This is a genomic window from Pseudomonas sp. GL-B-12 (assembly GCF_019955895.1).
GTDB lineage: Bacteria > Pseudomonadota > Gammaproteobacteria > Pseudomonadales > Pseudomonadaceae > Aquipseudomonas.
This window is the reverse complement of sequence record NZ_JAHBCX010000087.1, coordinates 95,635-112,012: the sequence shown is the minus strand read 5'-3', so window position 1 is coordinate 112,012 and position 16,378 is coordinate 95,635. Positions and strand designations below refer to the sequence as shown.

Here is a 16,378-nt window from a genome sequence, read left to right as displayed (position 1 = left end):
CGGAGACCACCATGTCCACAGCCCTGCCCCGGCACGTCATCGACTTCGCCAGCGAGCTTGCCCCCCGTGAAACCGAAATCAACGACCCGGCCGTGGTCGACGCGCCTTACCGCAGCAAGAGTTGGCGGCACTTCGTGCAACCCGGGAAAAACGCCGTGGCCGGCATCTGGGAGGCGGGACCGCACCGCGAGCGTTGCCAGTGCGATTACGACGAGCTGTGTCACATCCTTGAAGGCAGCGTGCGCCTGACCGATGCCGAGGGCGTCGCACGCACGTTCGGCCCCGGTGATTCCTTCGTGGTCGCCAGCGGATTCAACGGCACCTGGGAAAACCTCACGACGGTGCGCAAGGTCTACTTCATCCTCGGCTAAACGGCCCCGACCGCTGCTTCAGGCTGTTGACGTACCTGATTGCGCCCGTTGCGCTTGGCCTGGTACAGCGCGTCGTCGGCGCGGGTCAACAGGCTTTCCGGTGTGTCGCCGGGTTGTACCTGGGCCACGCCGAACGAGGCAGTGATGGTGTCCAGCACCGTGTCGGTGCCCCGGGCCTTGACCCGCAGCGCCTGGATTTTCAGGCGCAGGCGCTCGGCAAAAGCGCCCGCGGCCGCCAGATCCGGGCAATCCTTGAGCACCACGCAGAACTCCTCACCGCCATAACGCGCCGCGAACGCTTCGCCGGGCAGCGAATCGCGCAACACCCGGGCGACATGCTGAAGCACGCGGTCGCCCAAGGGATGGCCGTACTGGTCGTTGAATTGCTTGAAGTGGTCGATATCCAGCATCACCAGCGCCACGCCTGTCGAGGCATTGTTCATCGCCTGTTCAAGCTTGCGGTTGAAGGTGGTGCGGTTGAGCAATTCGGTCAGGCCATCGAGGGTCGCGGCCAATTGGGCGCGCTTCAGTTTGTCCCGCAGGCTTTTGATTTCATGCTGCGCCGACTGCAACTGGGCGAGGAAATGCTCCTGCTGCCCCTGCATCAGGCGGGTGCTCTGTTGCAGCTGGACCAGGATGCTCGGCAAGCGCTCGCTGGCGGGCTCTTCGAGCATTTGCAGGTATTGGCCGAGGCTGGCCTGGAAATTCTGATTGCCTTTCACGCTGCGCGAAACATCGCGCTCCATGTCATCAACCAGATTGATCGCGTCCTGCTGCCCGGAGCGGGCGTCCGCCAGCTCATCGCGGATGATGTACTCGCGAAACAGTTTGGTGGCCGAATCCGGCGGGAAATAGTCGAAGTCGTTGACCAGCCGGTCCAGGTGCCGATTGAGCTCCGGCTCCTGGCCCTTGCTGTAGGTGTACCAGAGCGCGTAGTGCACCGGGTTGGGCGCAATGTTGTGACGAACCATCAGCGGCACTGCCTGCTTGAGCAATGCCGCGGCCTCGCGGGAGTCTTCCGGATACTGCGCTAGAACAGTCGCACGCGTGTCTGATTGGCTCATGGTTTCACTGTGGTTGTTATTATTTGGCGATTGGCAAACTCGCTGAGCATAGCCATACGCCCGACAAACGACCATCCCGAATTACACAATCATTTCAACCCGGTACGCCCGTTCCACAGGCCCGATCAACTGTTGGTCGGCATCAGACCGGCCATGTTCTGGCGCCAGCGGTACGCGGTATCACGATTGGCCAGCCAGTAGTACAGCGGTGTGGTGACGATCAGGCCGATTAACTGACTACCATCACCACTGCGCGAAGGCAGCAAAGCTTGAACCCGAGGTTTTGCACGAGGCTTTTTTGTAGGAGCGAGCCTGCTCGCGATGGCGGTGCATCAGTCAACGAAGATGTTGGATCTGATGGCCTTATCGCGAGCAGGCTCGCTCCTACAGGGGTTCTTTGGTGCCTGTATCAGCGCGCAGCCCAGGCATTGAAGCGCTGTTCAAGCTCCTCGCCATGGTCGACCCAGAACTCCGCGTCCACGGCTCGCGCGCCGGCCAGGTTGGCCTCGGCGGTCGGCAGTTGCTCCTGCACGTCCTTGGGCAGCAATGGCAGGGTCTGGCGATGCACGGGCCCGTAAGGGATGGTTTCTGAGAAGACTTTTTGCGTCTGCGGCTGGCTGGCGAACGCGATGAAGTTTTCTGCCAAAGCCTTGTTCGGCGTGCCTTTGACCACCGCCCAGTATTCCGGGTCGTACAGGCTCTGCGGCCAGACGATGCTCAGCTTCATGCCTTCCTTTTGCGCCGAGGCAATCCGGCCGTTGTAGGCGGCGCTCATCACCACGTCCCCGGCCACCAGCCATTGCGCCGGCTGGGCGCCCGCCTCCCACCACTGGATGTTCGGCTTGATCTGGTCGAGCTTGGCAAAGGCCCGCGTTACGCCTTGCGGGGTGTTCAAGACCTTGTACACGTCGTCCGCCTTGACGCCGTCGGCCAGCAAAGCGATTTCCAGGGTGTACTTGGCGCTCTTGCGCAGACCGCGCTTGCCCGGGAAGTCGGCGACATTCCAGAAGTCGGCCCAGGACTGCGGCGCCTTGGCCTGCTTGCTCTGGTCGTAGGCCATGACCATCGACCAGACGTAAGTGGCCACCCCGCACTCGGTCAGTGCACCCGGCACGAAGTTCGCCGAATCACCGAAGCGTCCCGCATCGAGCTTCTCGAACAGGCCCTCCTCGCAGCCGCGCAACAGCTCGGGGCTTTCGACTTCCACCACGTCCCAGCTGGTGTGGCCGGCGGAGACCATGGCCTTGATCTTCGACAGCTCGCCGTTGTACTCACCGGCGATGATGTTGCCCGCGCCGCTGGCGTTGAAGGGCTGGAAATAGGCCTTATCCTGGGCCTGTTTGGTAGCACCACCGAAGGAAATCACGGTGAGGTCCTGGGGGCCCGCCCACACACTGGCACTCAGCAACGCCAGGGCAAACGGAACACTGCAACGCAAGGATCTGGACATGGATCGCTTCCTCGGGGCTTGTCGGCCCGTTGTTGTTATGGGTGTTCGGATTCACTCAAGTAAGCCGCCAGGCGATCCATCAAGCGGTCACAGGCCGCCATCTGAACAACGCTGACAAATTCATCGGGCTTGTGCCCCTGGTCCATGCTGCCGGGACCGCAGACCACCGAAGGAATGCCGGCCTGATCGAACAGCCCGCCTTCGGTGCCAAAGGCCACGGTGCTGAACTCGTCGCTGCCGCACAGCCGGGCAATCAGCCGGGCCGCCGCACTGTCGGCGGGTGTCGCCAGGCCGGGATAGGCCGAGATTTTTTCAAAGCGGATACCGGTATCGGTGTCCACGGCCTGCATGGCCGGCAGCAACGCCTGCTCGGCGTAGTCCTGCAGCTCATCGACGACCGCTTGCGGGGCGAAGTCCGGCAAGGCGCGGATCTCGAAATCGAAACGGCAGTCCGCTGGAACGATGTTCAGCGCCGTACCGCCCTGGATCACTCCGACCTGCACGGTCGAGAACGCCGGATCGAAGCGTTTGTCGTGCAATGACGGCCGGGCCAGGGTGGCGCCGATGTCGCCCAGCCGACCGATCAGGCGCGCGGCCTGCTCGATGGCATTGACCCCATAAGGCGCGTAGGCCGAATGACAGGCGGCGCCGCGTACGTGGCAACGCATCGCCAGTTTGCCCTTGTGGCCGAGCACCGGCTTGAGTTCGGTCGGCTCGCCGATCAGACACAACGCCGGTGCCGGGATGCGTTGGGGCAGCACTTCCAGCAAGCCGCGCACGCCGAGGCAACCGACCTCTTCGTCATAGGAAAACGCCAAATGCACCGGGCGCTTCAAAGGGCTGGAGAGAAACATCGGCACCGCCGCCAGCACAGAAGCCAGATAGCCCTTCATGTCCGCGGTGCCGCGGCCGTAGAGCCTGCCGTTCGCCTCGCTCAGGCTGAACGGCTCGACCGTCCAGGCCTGGCCGTCCACCGGCACCACGTCGGTGTGCCCGGACAGCACAATGCCGCCGGCCACACGCGGGCCGACCGTGGCCAACAGATTGGCCTTGGTCCGCTCGGCGTTGTAGATCAGTTCGCAATCCACGCCCAGTTCGTGCAGGTAGTCCCGCACGAACTCGATCAGCTCCAGGTTCGAATCGCGGCTGACCGTGGCGAACCCGATCAATCGCGCGAGCATGGCGCGGCTGCGCAACTCACTCATCGCCGGGCACTCCATACGCGGGGGCCAGGGTCGGATTGAGGGCGCGGGTCAGGTAGTCCTGCAATTGCGGCTCGTAGGCCGTCCACAGTTTGCCCAACTCGCCAATCGGGTTTTCATCGGCCCAATCCACCCGCAGGTCGACCATCGGCCAGGTCAGGTCACCGACCACCGACAGCGCCGCCGAGTGCACCGCGCCGGCTTCGCCACCGGCATCCTGCCCGGCCTGCAAGGCGTTCATCAGCCGGGTGGCGAGGCAGCCTTCGCTGTTTTCGAACGCCGCGACCATCGCCTCGATCACCCCTCTGTTGGCCAGCAGGTTGCCGGCCGCCACGCATTGGTCACCGGCCAGGGCATTGTTGATGCCCAGGGTATGGTTGCCGCTGAACACCGCCGTGCGCCCCTGGGCATCCACCACCGCCACCTGCCGATACTGGCTGTAGCCGTTGCGGGTCAACGAGTGGTCCAGCGCCTGGGGCGGCGCCGAGCCGTTGGCCAGTTCATCGAGGATCTGCGGGCCGAGGGCCGGCAGCGTGATGTTCTGGCTCGACACCGCGCCGACACCAGCACGCAGCCACGGGCAGCGCGCGCCGACGGCAATGCTCGAAGAGCTGATGGCAATACCCAGCTGGCCGGTCTCGGCGCAGCGACCCACGATGGAAAAAGTCATGGCGAATTCCTTATTCAGGGATTACAGCGATCACATCGATTTCCATCAGCCACTGCGGCTGGCCGAGGGCGCTGACCACCAGGCCGGTGGAAATCGGGAACACGCCCTTGAGCCACTTGCCGACCTCCTGGTACACCGGCTCGCGATAGCGCGGGTCGGTCAGGTAGGTGGTGGTCTTGACGATATGGCTCAGGTCGCTGCCCGCCTCTTCCAGCAATTGCTTGACGTTGCGCATGGCCTGCTCGGCCTGGGCACGCGGATCGCCGAGGCCCACCAGTTGGCCGTTGAAATCGGTGCCGACCTGACCACGCACATACACGGTGTTGCCGGCGCGCACGGCCTGGCACAAATCGTTGTCCAGCGTCTGGTTCGGGTAGGTGTCTTTGGTGTTGAACATGCGGATGCGGGTATGAGTAGGCATTAACGAACTCCCATGAGGCTGGCTTTCTGAATAGGTGCACGGGCGGCTTCGGCTTGACGCTGGGTCGCATCCCGATAGTTGAGATAGGTGTGCTGTTTAACGATGTGATTGGCGATGTGCTTGGCGTCGTGCCAAACGCCCCAGATAAATGCGGAGCCGCGACGGGACTGCCACGGCAAACCGACGAAATACACCCCTGGCTCGGCCGACACGCCGCGCTGGTGCTGCGGTTTGCCGTTTTCCTTGAAGGCATCGACCTTCAGCCAGCTGTAATCGGTGGAGTAACCGGTGGCCCAGATGATCGTGGTGACGCCGGCCTCGAGCAGGTCCAGTTCCAGGATTGGATTTGTCACGCAGTCCGGGTCCGCCAGCATGGCCCGGGCTTCGGGTTCCAGCGGCAGGTCCAGGCCGTTGCGTTCGATGTAGGCGTCGGCCTTGTCGAGCAGCGCCAGGTAGTTTTCATCGCCACGTTTAATGTTGTCGGCGAGGTTGTCTTCAAAACTCACCACAGCGCCGTTGAACGCCTGGGTCAGGCCGACCAGCGTCATGCCCTGATGGGCCAGGCGGCGGAAGTCCACGGTGTGGCCGCCACGGGCGCCGCTCACGGCGATCGTCACGTGTTCCTTGCCCGGCTGCATGGCCTCGGCATCCCACTCGCCGAGCACCCCCAGCCACCAGCAGAAATCACGGTTGCGATAGGCACGGGGCGGACGATCGTGGGCGCCCACCGACAGGTAGACCTGTTTGCCGGAACGTTGCAGTTCATCGGCGATCTGCACGCCCGAGGAACCGGCGCCCACCACCAGCACCGCGCCTTCGGCCAGTTGCTGCGGGTTGTAGTATTGGGCGGAGTGAATCTGGGTGATGCCGGCGATTTCGGGAGCAATCGGCGGAATGGCCGGACGCTGGAACGGGCCGGTGGCGACCACCACATGCCGGGCCTCGATCACGCCGTCGGAGGTTTCAATGGTGAAACCGGGACGGTCGGCATTGCGTTCGACTTTCTTCACGTCCACGCCGGTGCGGATCGGCGCGTTGAACTTCTTGGCATAGGCTTCGAAGTACTCAGCCACCTGCTCTTTCCCGGCGAAGGCATCCGGGTCCAGACCGTCGAATTCCAGCCCCGGGAAACGATCGTGCCAGGCCGGACCGTTGGCTACCAGCGAATCCCAGCGACCGGTGCGCCAGGCTTCGGCGATACGATTGCGCTCCACAACGAGGTGAGGCACACCGAGCTTGCTCAGGTGTTCACTCATGGCCACGCCGGCCTGGCCGGCGCCAACAACAAGCGTATCAATTGCGGTTTTATCAACTGTCATGGCTGTGCACTTCTGAAAGGTGGTTTGATTCAGGTCGGTCATGGCTGCCGCCTCGATTCTGATCACTGTTGTTCTTCTGCTGCGGCTATCGGTGTCAGGGTGTTGGCCGCATTCTGTTCGGAGTCGGGAAATAGCGAAATTATGTTTTTTGTGGTCGCTGGCGAGGAAAAAGCGTCGAGCCGACCGGTTGGCTGTGCAAGGTTGCGGTCGACCCGATCCCGGCCTATGGTCCAAGCGATGCAATGACCGCGACCGGCGCGAAGACCCGGCGCGGATTGCTGTCCATCCAGTGCGGATTCACGCAAGGAGTGATGACATGCCCGACAATTCCCGTCCTGCCGTGCTCGAACTGATTGGCAATACCCCGCTGGTACGCGTCAGCCGATTCGATACCGGCCCGTGTACGCTGTTTCTCAAACTCGAATCACAGAACCCCGGCGGTTCGATCAAGGACCGCATCGGTCTGGCGATGATCGATACCGCCGAACGCGATGGTCGCCTCAGGCCCGGCGGCACCATCGTCGAAGCCACCGCCGGCAATACTGGCCTCGGCCTGGCCCTGGTCGGCCGCGCCAAGGGCTACCGCGTGGTGCTGGTGGTGCCGGACAAGATGTCCACCGAGAAGGTCTTGCACCTCAAGGCCATGGGCGCCGAGGTGCACATCACCCGCTCCGACGTCGGCAAGGGCCATCCCGAGTACTACCAGGACGTCGCCGCACGGCTGGCGGCGGAAATTCCCGATGCGTTCTTCGCCGACCAGTTCAACAACCCGGCCAACCCGCTGGCCCACGAATGCAGCACCGCGCCGGAGATCTGGGCGCAAACCCAGCATGATGTGGACGCCATTGTCGTCGGCGTCGGATCGGCCGGTACCCTCACCGGCCTGACCCGCTTCTTCAAACGCGTGCAGCCGGACCTGGAAATGGTCCTGGCCGACCCGGTGGGGTCGGTGATGGCTGAATACAGCCGCGGTGGCACCCTCCCCACCCCCGGTTCCTGGGCGGTGGAAGGCATCGGCGAAGACTTCATTCCGTCGATTGCCGACCTGTCCAGCGTGCGTCACGCCTATTCGATCAGCGACGAAGAAAGCTTTGATCACGCCCGCCAACTGCTGCGCGCCGAAGGCATACTCGGCGGCTCGTCCACCGGCACCTTGCTGGCAGCGGCGTTGCGTTACTGCCGCGAACAGACCCAGCCGAAGCGGGTGGTGAGCTTCGTCTGCGACACCGGTACGCGTTACCTGTCGAAGGTCTACAACGACCAGTGGATGAACGATCAGGGCCTGCTGCAACGCAAGCACTACGGCGACCTGCGCGACCTGATCGCGCGGCGTTTCGAGGATGGCCGGGTGATCAGCGTCGGCCCGGATGACACGCTACTGACGGCTTTTCAACGCATGCGCCTGGCGGATGTCTCGCAGCTACCGGTGCTGGTGAACGGTAAACAACTGGTCGGCGTGATCGACGAGTCCGACATCCTGCTGGGCGTACATGAAGACGTTGCGCACTTTCGCAAGGCCGTATCCAGCGCCATGACCGACAAACTGCAAACCCTGTCCCCCGGCGCCTCACTGGCGGATCTGGAAGCCGAACTGGGCCGTGGCCTGGTGGCGATCATTCAGGATGCCTCGGGCTTCCACGGCCTGATTACCCGAACCGACATGCTCAACCATTTGCGGAGATCCCTGCCATGAGTCAGCACGATGAAAACGCCCCGCCACGGGGTTTCGCCACCCGGGTGATCCATGCCGGGCAAACGCCGGACCCATCCACCGGGGCCTTGATGCCGCCGATCTACGCCAACTCCACCTACCTGCAGCAGAGCCCCGGGGTGCACAAAGGCCTGGACTACGGGCGTTCGCACAACCCGACGCGCTGGGCGCTGGAGCGTTGCGTGGCCGACCTCGAGGGCGGCACCCGAGGCTTTGCGTTCGCCTCGGGGCTGGCGACCATCTCCACGGTGCTCGAACTGCTCGACGCCGGCTCGCACATCGTCTCCGGCAACGACCTGTACGGCGGCACCTTCCGCCTGTTCGACAAGGTGCGCCAGCGCAGCGCCGGACACCGCTTCAGCTTCGTCGACCTGACCGACCTGGCGGCGTTCGAGGCCTCCCTGCAAGACGACACCCGCATGGTCATGGTCGAGACACCGAGCAATCCGCTGTTGCGCCTTACGGACCTCGCCGCCATCGCCCGCACCTGCCGCGCCCGCGGCATCATCTGCGTGGCCGACAACACCTTCGCCAGCCCGTGGATCCAGCGCCCGCTGGAACTGGGCTTCGACATCGTGCTGCACTCGACCACCAAGTACCTCAACGGTCACTCTGACGTGATCGGCGGCATCGCCGTGGTCGGGCAGAACGCCGAACTGGCCGAGCGCCTGGGTTTCTTGCAAAACGCCGTCGGCGCCATCGCCGGCCCGTTCGATGCCTTCCTCACCCTGCGCGGGGTGAAGACCCTGGCGCTGCGCATGGAGCGGCATTGCAGCAACGCGCTGGAGCTGGCGCAATGGCTGGAGCGCCAACCGCAAGTCTCACGGGTCTACTACCCCGGCCTGCCGTCGCACCCGCAACACGAACTGGCCCAACGGCAAATGCACGGTTTCGGCGGGATGATTTCCCTTGACCTCAACAGCGACCTGGCTGGCACCAAACGCTTCCTTGAGAGCGTGCAGATCTTCGCCCTGGCCGAAAGCCTGGGCGGCGTGGAAAGCCTGATCGAACACCCGGCGATCATGACCCACGCCACCATCCCGGCCGATACCCGCGCGCAACTGGGTATCGGCGATGGATTGGTGCGGTTGTCGGTGGGGGTTGAGGATGTGGAGGATTTGCGTGCGGATCTGGCGCAGGCGTTGGCAAGGATGTAAGTCACCGGAGTTGTGGGACACCGCAAAACCCGCTCCCACAGGTCTTTTTTTGGCCTTAAGTCTTGTTGCAAGGCTGGTCAAGCAAACAGGAGTCCCTATAATCGCGACGTTTTCGTCTACCCTCACGAAGCGTCGTGCAGCAATCAGCTTGTGCGGGGCGCATCGACATTTTTCCGCTATTGAACCGGAGAACTTCCATGCTCAAACGTACCCTGGCAATGGCCATTGGCCTGACCCTGTCCCTTTCCACCCTGCTGGCACAGGCCGCCGAGACCCTCAAGGTCAGCGCCATTCCCGATGAAGCCCCCACCGAATTGCTGCGCAAGTTCACGCCCCTGGGCGAGTATCTGGAGAAGCAACTGGGCATGAAGGTCGAGTTCGTACCGGTGTCCGACTACCCGGCGGTGGTCGAGGCCCTGGCCACAGACCGTATCGACATGGCCTGGCTGGGCGGCTTCACGTTCGTGCAGGCGCGACTGAAAACCGGCAATGCCATTCCATTGGTACAGCGTGAGCAGGATGCGCAGTTCACCAGCAAATTCATCACTGCCGACCCGGCCGTCAAGTCGCTGGCCGACCTCAAGGGCAAGTCCTTTGCCTTCGGTTCGGTGTCATCCACGTCCGGCAGCTTGATGCCGCGTTACTTCATGCTCAAGGACGGCATCAAGCCGGAAACCTATTTCAGCCGCGTCGGTTACTCCGGCGCCCACGACGCCACCGTCGCCTGGGTTCAGGCTGGCAAGGTCGATGCCGGCGTGCTGAATGCCAGTGTTTGGGAAAAACTGGTCAAGGCAGGCAAGGTCGACACCGACAAGGTCAAGGTCTTCGCCACCACGCCGGCCTACTTCGACTACAACTGGACCGTGCGCGGCACCCTCGACCCGGCCCTCGCCAACAAAATCAAGGCGGCCTTCCTCGCGCTCGACCCGGCCAACCCGGAGCAAAAAGCGATTCTGGACCTGCAAGCCGCCAGCCGCTTCATCGAGACCAAGCCTGAGAACTACAAGGGCATCGAGGAAGCCGCGCGCGCTGCCGACCTGCTGAAATGACCTTGCATCTGAACCGGGTCAGCCTCACCCACGGCAATGGCGTGCGTGCGCTGCATGAGGTCGACCTGCACATCGCTGCCGGTGAGCAGGTCGCAATCATCGGTCCGTCCGGTGCCGGCAAGTCGAGCCTGCTCAACGTGCTGGCCACCGCCCTGCGCCCGGACAACGGCGCAATCGAGGTGCTCGGCGAGCACGCCTGGCAGCTTGGCGCACATCGGCGTCAGCAGCTGCGGGCGCGCATCGGCCTAGTGCACCAGGCGCCACCCCTGCCACCGCGGCAGCGGGTGGTCACGGCGGTGCTGGCCGGAAAGCTGGGGCAATGGAGTTTTGCCAAAAGCCTGCTGAGCCTGCTGCATCCGTTGGATGTTCCGGGCGCGCGGGCGGCACTGGTCAAGCTGGACCTGGGTGACAAGCTGTTCGCCCAGTGCCAGCAATTGTCCGGCGGCCAACTGCAGCGCGTGGGCATTGCCCGGGTGCTGTACCAGGCGCCCGAAGTGCTGCTGGCCGATGAGCCGGTGTCGGCGATGGACCCCGTACTGGCCGGGCACACCCTGTCGATCCTCTGCCGCCACGCCCGGGAGCACAACGTGACGCTGGTCGCCAGCCTGCATGCGGTGGAACTGGCCCTGACACACTTTTCACGCATCATCGGATTGCGTGAAGGGCAGGTCCTGTTCGACCTTCCCGCCAGCGACATCGACCACGAATTGCTCGACAAGCTCTATGCCAACGAGCAACTGCTATCGCCGCCCGTTCCGGTGGCGCCCTTGAGCCTGCAGATTCCACGATGCTGACGCGCGATACACGAGACCCGGCCACCCTGCCTCGCCTGTTGCTCAGTCTGTTGGCGCTTGCCCTGCTGTGGCCCGGTATTCATTTCAGCGAATTGGACCTGGGTGTCCTGCTCAAGGCTGACAGCCAGAGTGAGATGGGCCGGTTTGTCTCAGCCTTCTGGCCACCGGCCCATGGCGAAGAGTTCCTTCAGCTGCTGTGGCAAGCCACGTTGCAGACACTGGCCATCGCCACCGCCGGCATGGCTTTGGCTTTGCTGTTGGCCGTGCCTGCCAGCTTGTTGGCCAGCCGGGCGCTGTCGTTGTCCGCAGCCTCTCGCAGTGGTCGTCCGAGCGCACTCGGGCGGCTGTTGCGCTGGCCGGTGCGCGGGCTGCTGATCTTCCTGCGCAGCGTGCCGGAAATCGTCTGGGCCTTGCTGTTCGTGCGCGCCGTCGGCCTTGGCCCGACAGCCGGGGTGCTGGCGATTGCCATCACCTACAGCGGCATGCTGGGCAAGGTCTACGCGGAAATCTTCGAGTCGGTCGACCAGCGTCCCGCCCACTCATTGCTGCAAGCCGGCAGCAGCCGGTTGGCGGCGTTCTGCTACGGCATCCTGCCCAATGTCGCGGCGGAGTTGCTGTCGTACACGGTGTACCGCTGGGAGTGCGCGATCCGCGCGTCGGTGGTGATGGGCTTCGTCGGTGCCGGCGGGCTGGGCCAGCAGATTGACTTGTCGTTGCGCATGTTCGCCGGTGGTGAAGTGGCGAGCATGCTGCTGACCTTTTTCGTCCTGGTGCTGTTCGCCGATCAGATCAGCCGCCTGCTGCGCTGGAGGTTCGCATGAATCGCCTGATCAACCTGCTGCTGATCCTGTGCATCGGTGCGGCGGTCGTCGCTTCGTTCCGCTATCTGGGCATCGATCTCGGCGAACTGACCGGCAGCGCTAACCTGAAGCAGATGGGCGCCTACGTGCTGCGTTTTCTCAACCCGGACCTGAGCGCCGGCCATCTGCAAGCCATCGGCCGTGGCGCCGTGGAAACCATGGCCATGTCGGCCCTCGGCACCCTGCTCGCGGCGGTGTTCGGGCTGGTGCTGGCACTGCCGGCGGCCGGGCGTTTCGGCTGGCCGTTGCAGAGTGCATCGCGTCTCGTGCTTAACGCCCTGCGCGCGATTCCCGAACTGGTGTGGGCCGCGCTGATGGTGCTGGCAGCCGGGCTCGGCCCCAACGCCGGGACCCTGGCACTGGCCATGCACACCACCGGGGTGCTGGGCCGATTGTTCGCCGAAGCACTGGAAAACACCCCGCCGCAACCGGCCGAAGCCATCCGCTTGCAGGGCGGCAACGTCGTCTGGGCCTTCTGCTACGGCACCCTGCCCAACCTGTTCCCACAACTGTTGGCGTACATCCTGTACCGCTGGGAAAACAACATCCGCATGGCCAGCGTGCTGGGATTTGTCGGAGCCGGCGGTTTGGGCCAGATGCTCTATGTCAGCCTCAGCCTGTTCCAGGAAGCCCAGGCCAGCACGGTTATCCTCGCCATGTTGCTGCTGGTGTTTGCCGTCGATGGCCTGAGCAGCTGGAGTCGCCAGCGTTGGGTCAAGGCGTGATGGGGAATTGCATAGACTTGCTCACCTGATTGCATTCGACCTGAGCAACCATTTGTATGGAGTTGACTACCGCGCTTTATGGCTATGACCGGCGGTAAACGAACCATAGCAGCCCTCCGTGAAGGGCAGAAACCGGCCAATAGCAGCCCTTGATGATTGGCTGCTATTGGCAAAAAGGCAGCACAAGCCGACACCGACCTACGGCGAGTGTCAGCAATGGGCCGCAAGATTTACTTCGTGACCACCAGCGCCGGTGGCTGCCAGCTGCCGTCGCCAGCGGGAAGAATCGAAGGCGGTGCGGTCTTCGGCCAGTAGAGGCGCATTACCAGAAAGACCGTGTCGTCAGGCGCGGGCAACCAGTTTGCCTCCTTAGCCTTGCCGGGGGAGTCTTTCTGGATGTACAGCGTCAGTGAACCATCCGTGTTTTTCTTCATCGCCGACAGCATCGGCGAATTGATCAGGTAACGGTTGAGCGGATTCTTGACCAGCAGCTGGCTCTTGCCGTCGTACATGGTCACCGACCAGAAGGCATTGACTGGCGGCAGTTTGCCGGCCGGGAAAGTCAGCGTGTACTTGCGCTTGCTGGTATCCAGCGTCTGGCCGGTGCCGTCGGTGCGCGTGTTGGGATACATCGCCTCGACGGCGTCGTTGCCGTAGAGGCCGCCTTTCGCGGCACCAGCACGCTTCAGCCAGTCGGCCTTGTAGAACGTTTGGTCGCCGAAGTACGCGCCTACGCTCCAGCCGTTGATTATCTTCGTCCCGCTCGCGAGGAACTTGTCGACCTTCTCGTCACCGGCCTTCATCCCGAGCAGGACCACGGCCTTGTGCTCGAGCGAGAGGTCCTTAAATTCGAATGTGCGACCGGGTCCCACCCCAATGCTCGCCAGCTTGGCCCGGATCTCCTGGTCGTCAGCCGATGGCGGCACATACTCCATCGCGGCCGACAGGTACTCGAAGAAGTTGGCCTTGATGCCTTCCGTCGTAGCCGGCACGAAATCAATCTTCGGCGCAGTGGGCGGCGCGGGTTGATGGAGGAAGGCGGACAGCGGCTGGACCTTGTAGCCCGCTTGCACCTTCTCGACATTCGGCATGTCCTTGGCATTGTAGAGCTGAGTCCGAATGGCGCTCACGGCGAAGGGAGTGGTCGAGGTGAAGACTTTTTTGATACCGGGAGGGGGCGCGCCTTTCCAATCGGGACCGACCACCATGTATTGGCCTGGCTCGCTGCCGGTGGCACGGCTGCCGATGTAACCGTAGTTGTAAGTGTTGCCGTCGATCATCTGCACCGAGTAGTAACGCCGCTTGTCCACTGCCGGCACCGAGATCACCATCGGCTCCGCGCGCAGGTCCAGCCAGACAAACGAGTACGGGGTGTCGCTGTTCGGAGTGATGATGGCCGTGTCTTGGTAGGTGAAGACGCGAGGCTCGTTCTTGATCTGGTTGAACGGCGCCTTGTATTGCGGGCCGCCCTTGTCCACAGCATATTCGTTCATCACGGCGTAGTTCATGACTAGCGGTAAGCCGTAAATAAAGCCTTCCTCGGCGATCGCCTTGGTCTGCTCGAGACTCGGCGCGGGTACGCCCTTGGTCGCATCCGTCTTGTCTGCCTGCGTGATCGGATCGTTCTTGCTCGCACACCCCGCAAAAAGCGTTGAACCCACTACGACGAGTGCCGCAGCCATTGTCCAGCCCCGGTTAGACTTCCTGTTCATTTCCACCTCGTTAGTTTTGAGCAAGCTGGCACCGTGAGCGTTCATGGCCACGGTGAAATAATTTGAATGCTTGAAACCCTCCCGACTTTTTTCAGTAGTGCCAGGTCATGTGGGCGATCAGGGCTTCAATCCAGGTGTTGTCGAACTCGCCTGATACACGATTGCCAGACAAGGTTTTTTGCTGATCGACTGGCGTGCCCCCACCCAGACCGCGACCCACTGAAATTCAGGTCTGTCTCTTTACTTAGCGACTGAGTAAATCCTGTGGCGAAGCGCCAACTCACACGCCCAGGGAGTGTAGATCACGATAAGCCAGCATCCCCTTGCGCAGCTAAGATCGTGCGCGTTATTTGTACGTCTTATCGCCACGATGAATACGAGATGCAGCTCAGATTCAGTTCCGTAACATTTACTCGCCGCCGTTAAGGACCATTTGGCTTCGAGAACAGCCAATCGTGATCAGCAGCCAAATGCGGACAGCCAGAGATTAACTCTTGAGGTCCGCCAAAGACCGCTATGGGTCGAAACTTGCCCATCAGACGGGTCGTGGACCTGCTCTCGACTTGGCAGGCAGGCGGTGAAGCGGCTGCGCAGGAGAGAGTCGCGTGTCGTAGGACATGGACATCTTAATGGCCATTAGTATCGGGTTGATCATTGCTCACTTCGCGCTGCACGAAGCTCGGAATGCAGTTGTTCAAAATTTTTCTTGGGAAAAGGGGACAGCACTATGACGGCATTCCAATGGCTGGTGAAGGATTCCCCAATTGAGTCGCCCTGGCTGCGCGGCACGAAGACTTTTGGGGTCAATAAGCCCGTCATGTTGATCGATCAGTTCGGCGGTAAACAACCGTACCTGATTAACCAACAGTACTGGGAAGAGGGCGAGTTGAGTTATCCAGCCTGCGCCAAGGCCGTGGTCGACTCCAATTTGTTGGACGGCATCGCAGCATTGATGTCCGGTGCGGAGATAGATGATGGCATGCGAGGCTTTATTGAGTTCGTCTCACGCGAAGGCTGGGATATCAACGCCGGCTTCTTTTTGACCGAGCAGTATGCAAAATCAACGCGCGCGAATTTCTTACTTCATGCCACACGGCGCTTACGGTTGCTTTATCGGTTCCTAGCCATGGACACCGGTTATTTTCTGGCGACGGGCAACGTCCGCCTGCTCCCGGCCGCCGTCGCGCACTATCTTGCGAAGGAAGGCGTAGATTCCCTTGATGAGATTGCCGAGCAGCACGTGCATTCATTTATCGCAAACCATACCCAGCGTGAGGCTCTGGAGACAGTTGAAGTCACCGAGATCGCATTGCTGAAGATGGTTCTGTTACGCGAATTTGAAATGCGAGGCGCGCCGGCTGCGGACCAGTACATTGCTTATCAGCGCTTCATCAGCGCTACGGTGAATGTTTCGCTTGCCCGGGAAAGCCAGTTGGCATTGCACTATTTCAGCGGACAAGCAGGCTCTCTGCTCGGAATCAAGGAGAACACCTCACGTAAAAAGGCGCTCAGAAACATTTCCGCTACAGCGTGGGACTTGCTGCTGCTGAGAACGCCGGAACTGCTATTGAAGCCGCCAGTGAGTGGCGGTCATGTCGAAATAGCCTTTGTGGCGACGCATGAACAGAAGCTGGCCGAGCTGGCACAACTCATGGCAATACATACATTGTTCCCTGGCACGACCCCCATCGTTCAATACGATATGACGAAGGTACCGGATGACATCATCGACACCATTCGCAATGAGTTTGATGGGCAGATGGTGAGCCCGATTTTACGGCAGGGGCCACCGAACATCCCGACGGGATTGCGTGATGCGCTAAGTCATTCCCTTATGCAGCGGTTGCCGCCTACGGGGGAAGTTTGAATAAGA

The 16,378-nt window shown here is 62.1% G+C and carries 16 protein-coding genes; 8 read left to right on the top strand and 8 right to left on the bottom strand.

The genetic code is table 11. From position 1 onward, the window contains the following. Positions 1–11: 11 nt before the first annotated feature. Positions 12–371, top strand: coding sequence for a cupin domain-containing protein (locus KGA85_RS30115; RefSeq protein ID WP_223455669.1), 360 nt, complete (start codon positions 12–14; stop codon positions 369–371). Here the strand turns inward: KGA85_RS30115 and KGA85_RS30110 are convergent. From KGA85_RS30110 to KGA85_RS30080, 7 genes are all read right to left on the bottom strand, one after another. Beyond that, positions 368–1,435 (bottom strand): GGDEF domain-containing protein, encoded by a 1,068-nt coding sequence (locus tag KGA85_RS30110; protein ID WP_223455668.1) that lies wholly within the window; start codon positions 1,433–1,435, stop codon positions 368–370. The two genes, KGA85_RS30115 and KGA85_RS30110, sit on opposite strands and share 4 nt — an antisense overlap. A gap of 125 nt (positions 1,436–1,560) precedes the next feature. Further along, complete coding sequence (locus KGA85_RS30105) at positions 1,561–1,701, bottom strand: hypothetical protein (protein ID WP_223543625.1); 141 nt, start codon at positions 1,699–1,701, stop codon at positions 1,561–1,563. A 143-nt stretch (positions 1,702–1,844) separates the two neighbouring features. Next, a complete protein-coding gene (locus tag KGA85_RS30100) occupies positions 1,845–2,885 on the bottom strand; it encodes an ABC transporter substrate-binding protein (RefSeq protein WP_223533141.1) in 1,041 nt (346 codons plus the stop codon). Between the two features lie 35 nt (positions 2,886–2,920). Next, positions 2,921–4,090 carry an acetylornithine deacetylase gene (gene argE, locus KGA85_RS30095; RefSeq protein ID WP_223533144.1) on the bottom strand — a complete coding sequence of 390 codons (1,170 nt, stop codon included), beginning with the start codon at positions 4,088–4,090 and terminating at the stop codon, positions 2,921–2,923. Beyond that, the gene (locus KGA85_RS30090; protein WP_223543613.1) at positions 4,083–4,757 is read right to left on the bottom strand and encodes a DUF1028 domain-containing protein; all 675 of its coding nucleotides are present in this window, start codon (positions 4,755–4,757) and stop codon (positions 4,083–4,085) included. Before KGA85_RS30090 ends, argE begins: the two co-directional genes overlap by 8 nt. A 10-nt stretch (positions 4,758–4,767) precedes the next feature. After that, on the bottom strand, positions 4,768–5,178 hold the full coding sequence (locus KGA85_RS30085; protein ID WP_045185416.1) for a RidA family protein: 411 nt from the start codon (positions 5,176–5,178) through the stop codon (positions 4,768–4,770). Beyond that, on the bottom strand, positions 5,178–6,539 hold the full coding sequence (locus KGA85_RS30080; protein WP_223455664.1) for a flavin-containing monooxygenase: 1,362 nt from the start codon (positions 6,537–6,539) through the stop codon (positions 5,178–5,180). Before KGA85_RS30080 ends, KGA85_RS30085 begins: the two co-directional genes overlap by 1 nt. Positions 6,540–6,813: 274 nt before the next feature. Between KGA85_RS30080 and KGA85_RS30075 the strand changes: the two genes are divergently transcribed. The 6 genes from KGA85_RS30075 to phnE all read left to right on the top strand — a co-directional run bounded on the left by KGA85_RS30075 (position 6,814) and on the right by phnE (position 12,793). Further along, on the top strand, positions 6,814–8,190 hold the full coding sequence (locus tag KGA85_RS30075; protein ID WP_046042477.1) for a pyridoxal-phosphate dependent enzyme: 1,377 nt from the start codon (positions 6,814–6,816) through the stop codon (positions 8,188–8,190). After that, on the top strand, positions 8,187–9,365 hold the full coding sequence (locus KGA85_RS30070) for a trans-sulfuration enzyme family protein (RefSeq protein WP_223455663.1): 1,179 nt from the start codon (positions 8,187–8,189) through the stop codon (positions 9,363–9,365). Before KGA85_RS30075 ends, KGA85_RS30070 begins: the two co-directional genes overlap by 4 nt. Positions 9,366–9,562: 197 nt before the next feature. Next, entirely contained in the window at positions 9,563–10,414 is an 852-nt protein-coding gene (locus KGA85_RS30065) for a putative selenate ABC transporter substrate-binding protein (RefSeq protein WP_223455662.1), read from the top strand. Continuing rightward, positions 10,411–11,208 carry a phosphonate ABC transporter ATP-binding protein gene (locus tag KGA85_RS30060; RefSeq protein ID WP_223455661.1) on the top strand — a complete coding sequence of 266 codons (798 nt, stop codon included), beginning with the start codon at positions 10,411–10,413 and terminating at the stop codon, positions 11,206–11,208. Before KGA85_RS30065 ends, KGA85_RS30060 begins: the two co-directional genes overlap by 4 nt. After that, the gene (locus tag KGA85_RS30055; RefSeq protein WP_223455660.1) at positions 11,202–12,029 is read left to right on the top strand and encodes a PhnE/PtxC family ABC transporter permease; all 828 of its coding nucleotides are present in this window, start codon (positions 11,202–11,204) and stop codon (positions 12,027–12,029) included. The genes KGA85_RS30060 and KGA85_RS30055 overlap by 7 nt, the downstream gene beginning before the upstream one ends. Next, complete coding sequence (gene phnE, locus KGA85_RS30050; RefSeq protein WP_223455659.1) at positions 12,026–12,793, top strand: phosphonate ABC transporter, permease protein PhnE; 768 nt, start codon at positions 12,026–12,028, stop codon at positions 12,791–12,793. The genes KGA85_RS30055 and phnE overlap by 4 nt, the downstream gene beginning before the upstream one ends. Positions 12,794–13,023: 230 nt before the next feature. On the opposite strand, the gene KGA85_RS30045 is transcribed toward phnE, so the two are convergent. After that, positions 13,024–14,475 carry a DUF1254 domain-containing protein gene (locus tag KGA85_RS30045; RefSeq protein WP_223455689.1) on the bottom strand — a complete coding sequence of 484 codons (1,452 nt, stop codon included), beginning with the start codon at positions 14,473–14,475 and terminating at the stop codon, positions 13,024–13,026. 757 nt (positions 14,476–15,232) lie between these two features. Between KGA85_RS30045 and KGA85_RS30040 the strand changes: the two genes are divergently transcribed. Beyond that, the gene (locus KGA85_RS30040) at positions 15,233–16,372 is read left to right on the top strand and encodes a hypothetical protein (protein ID WP_223455658.1); all 1,140 of its coding nucleotides are present in this window, start codon (positions 15,233–15,235) and stop codon (positions 16,370–16,372) included. Positions 16,373–16,378: the final 6 nt, after the last annotated feature.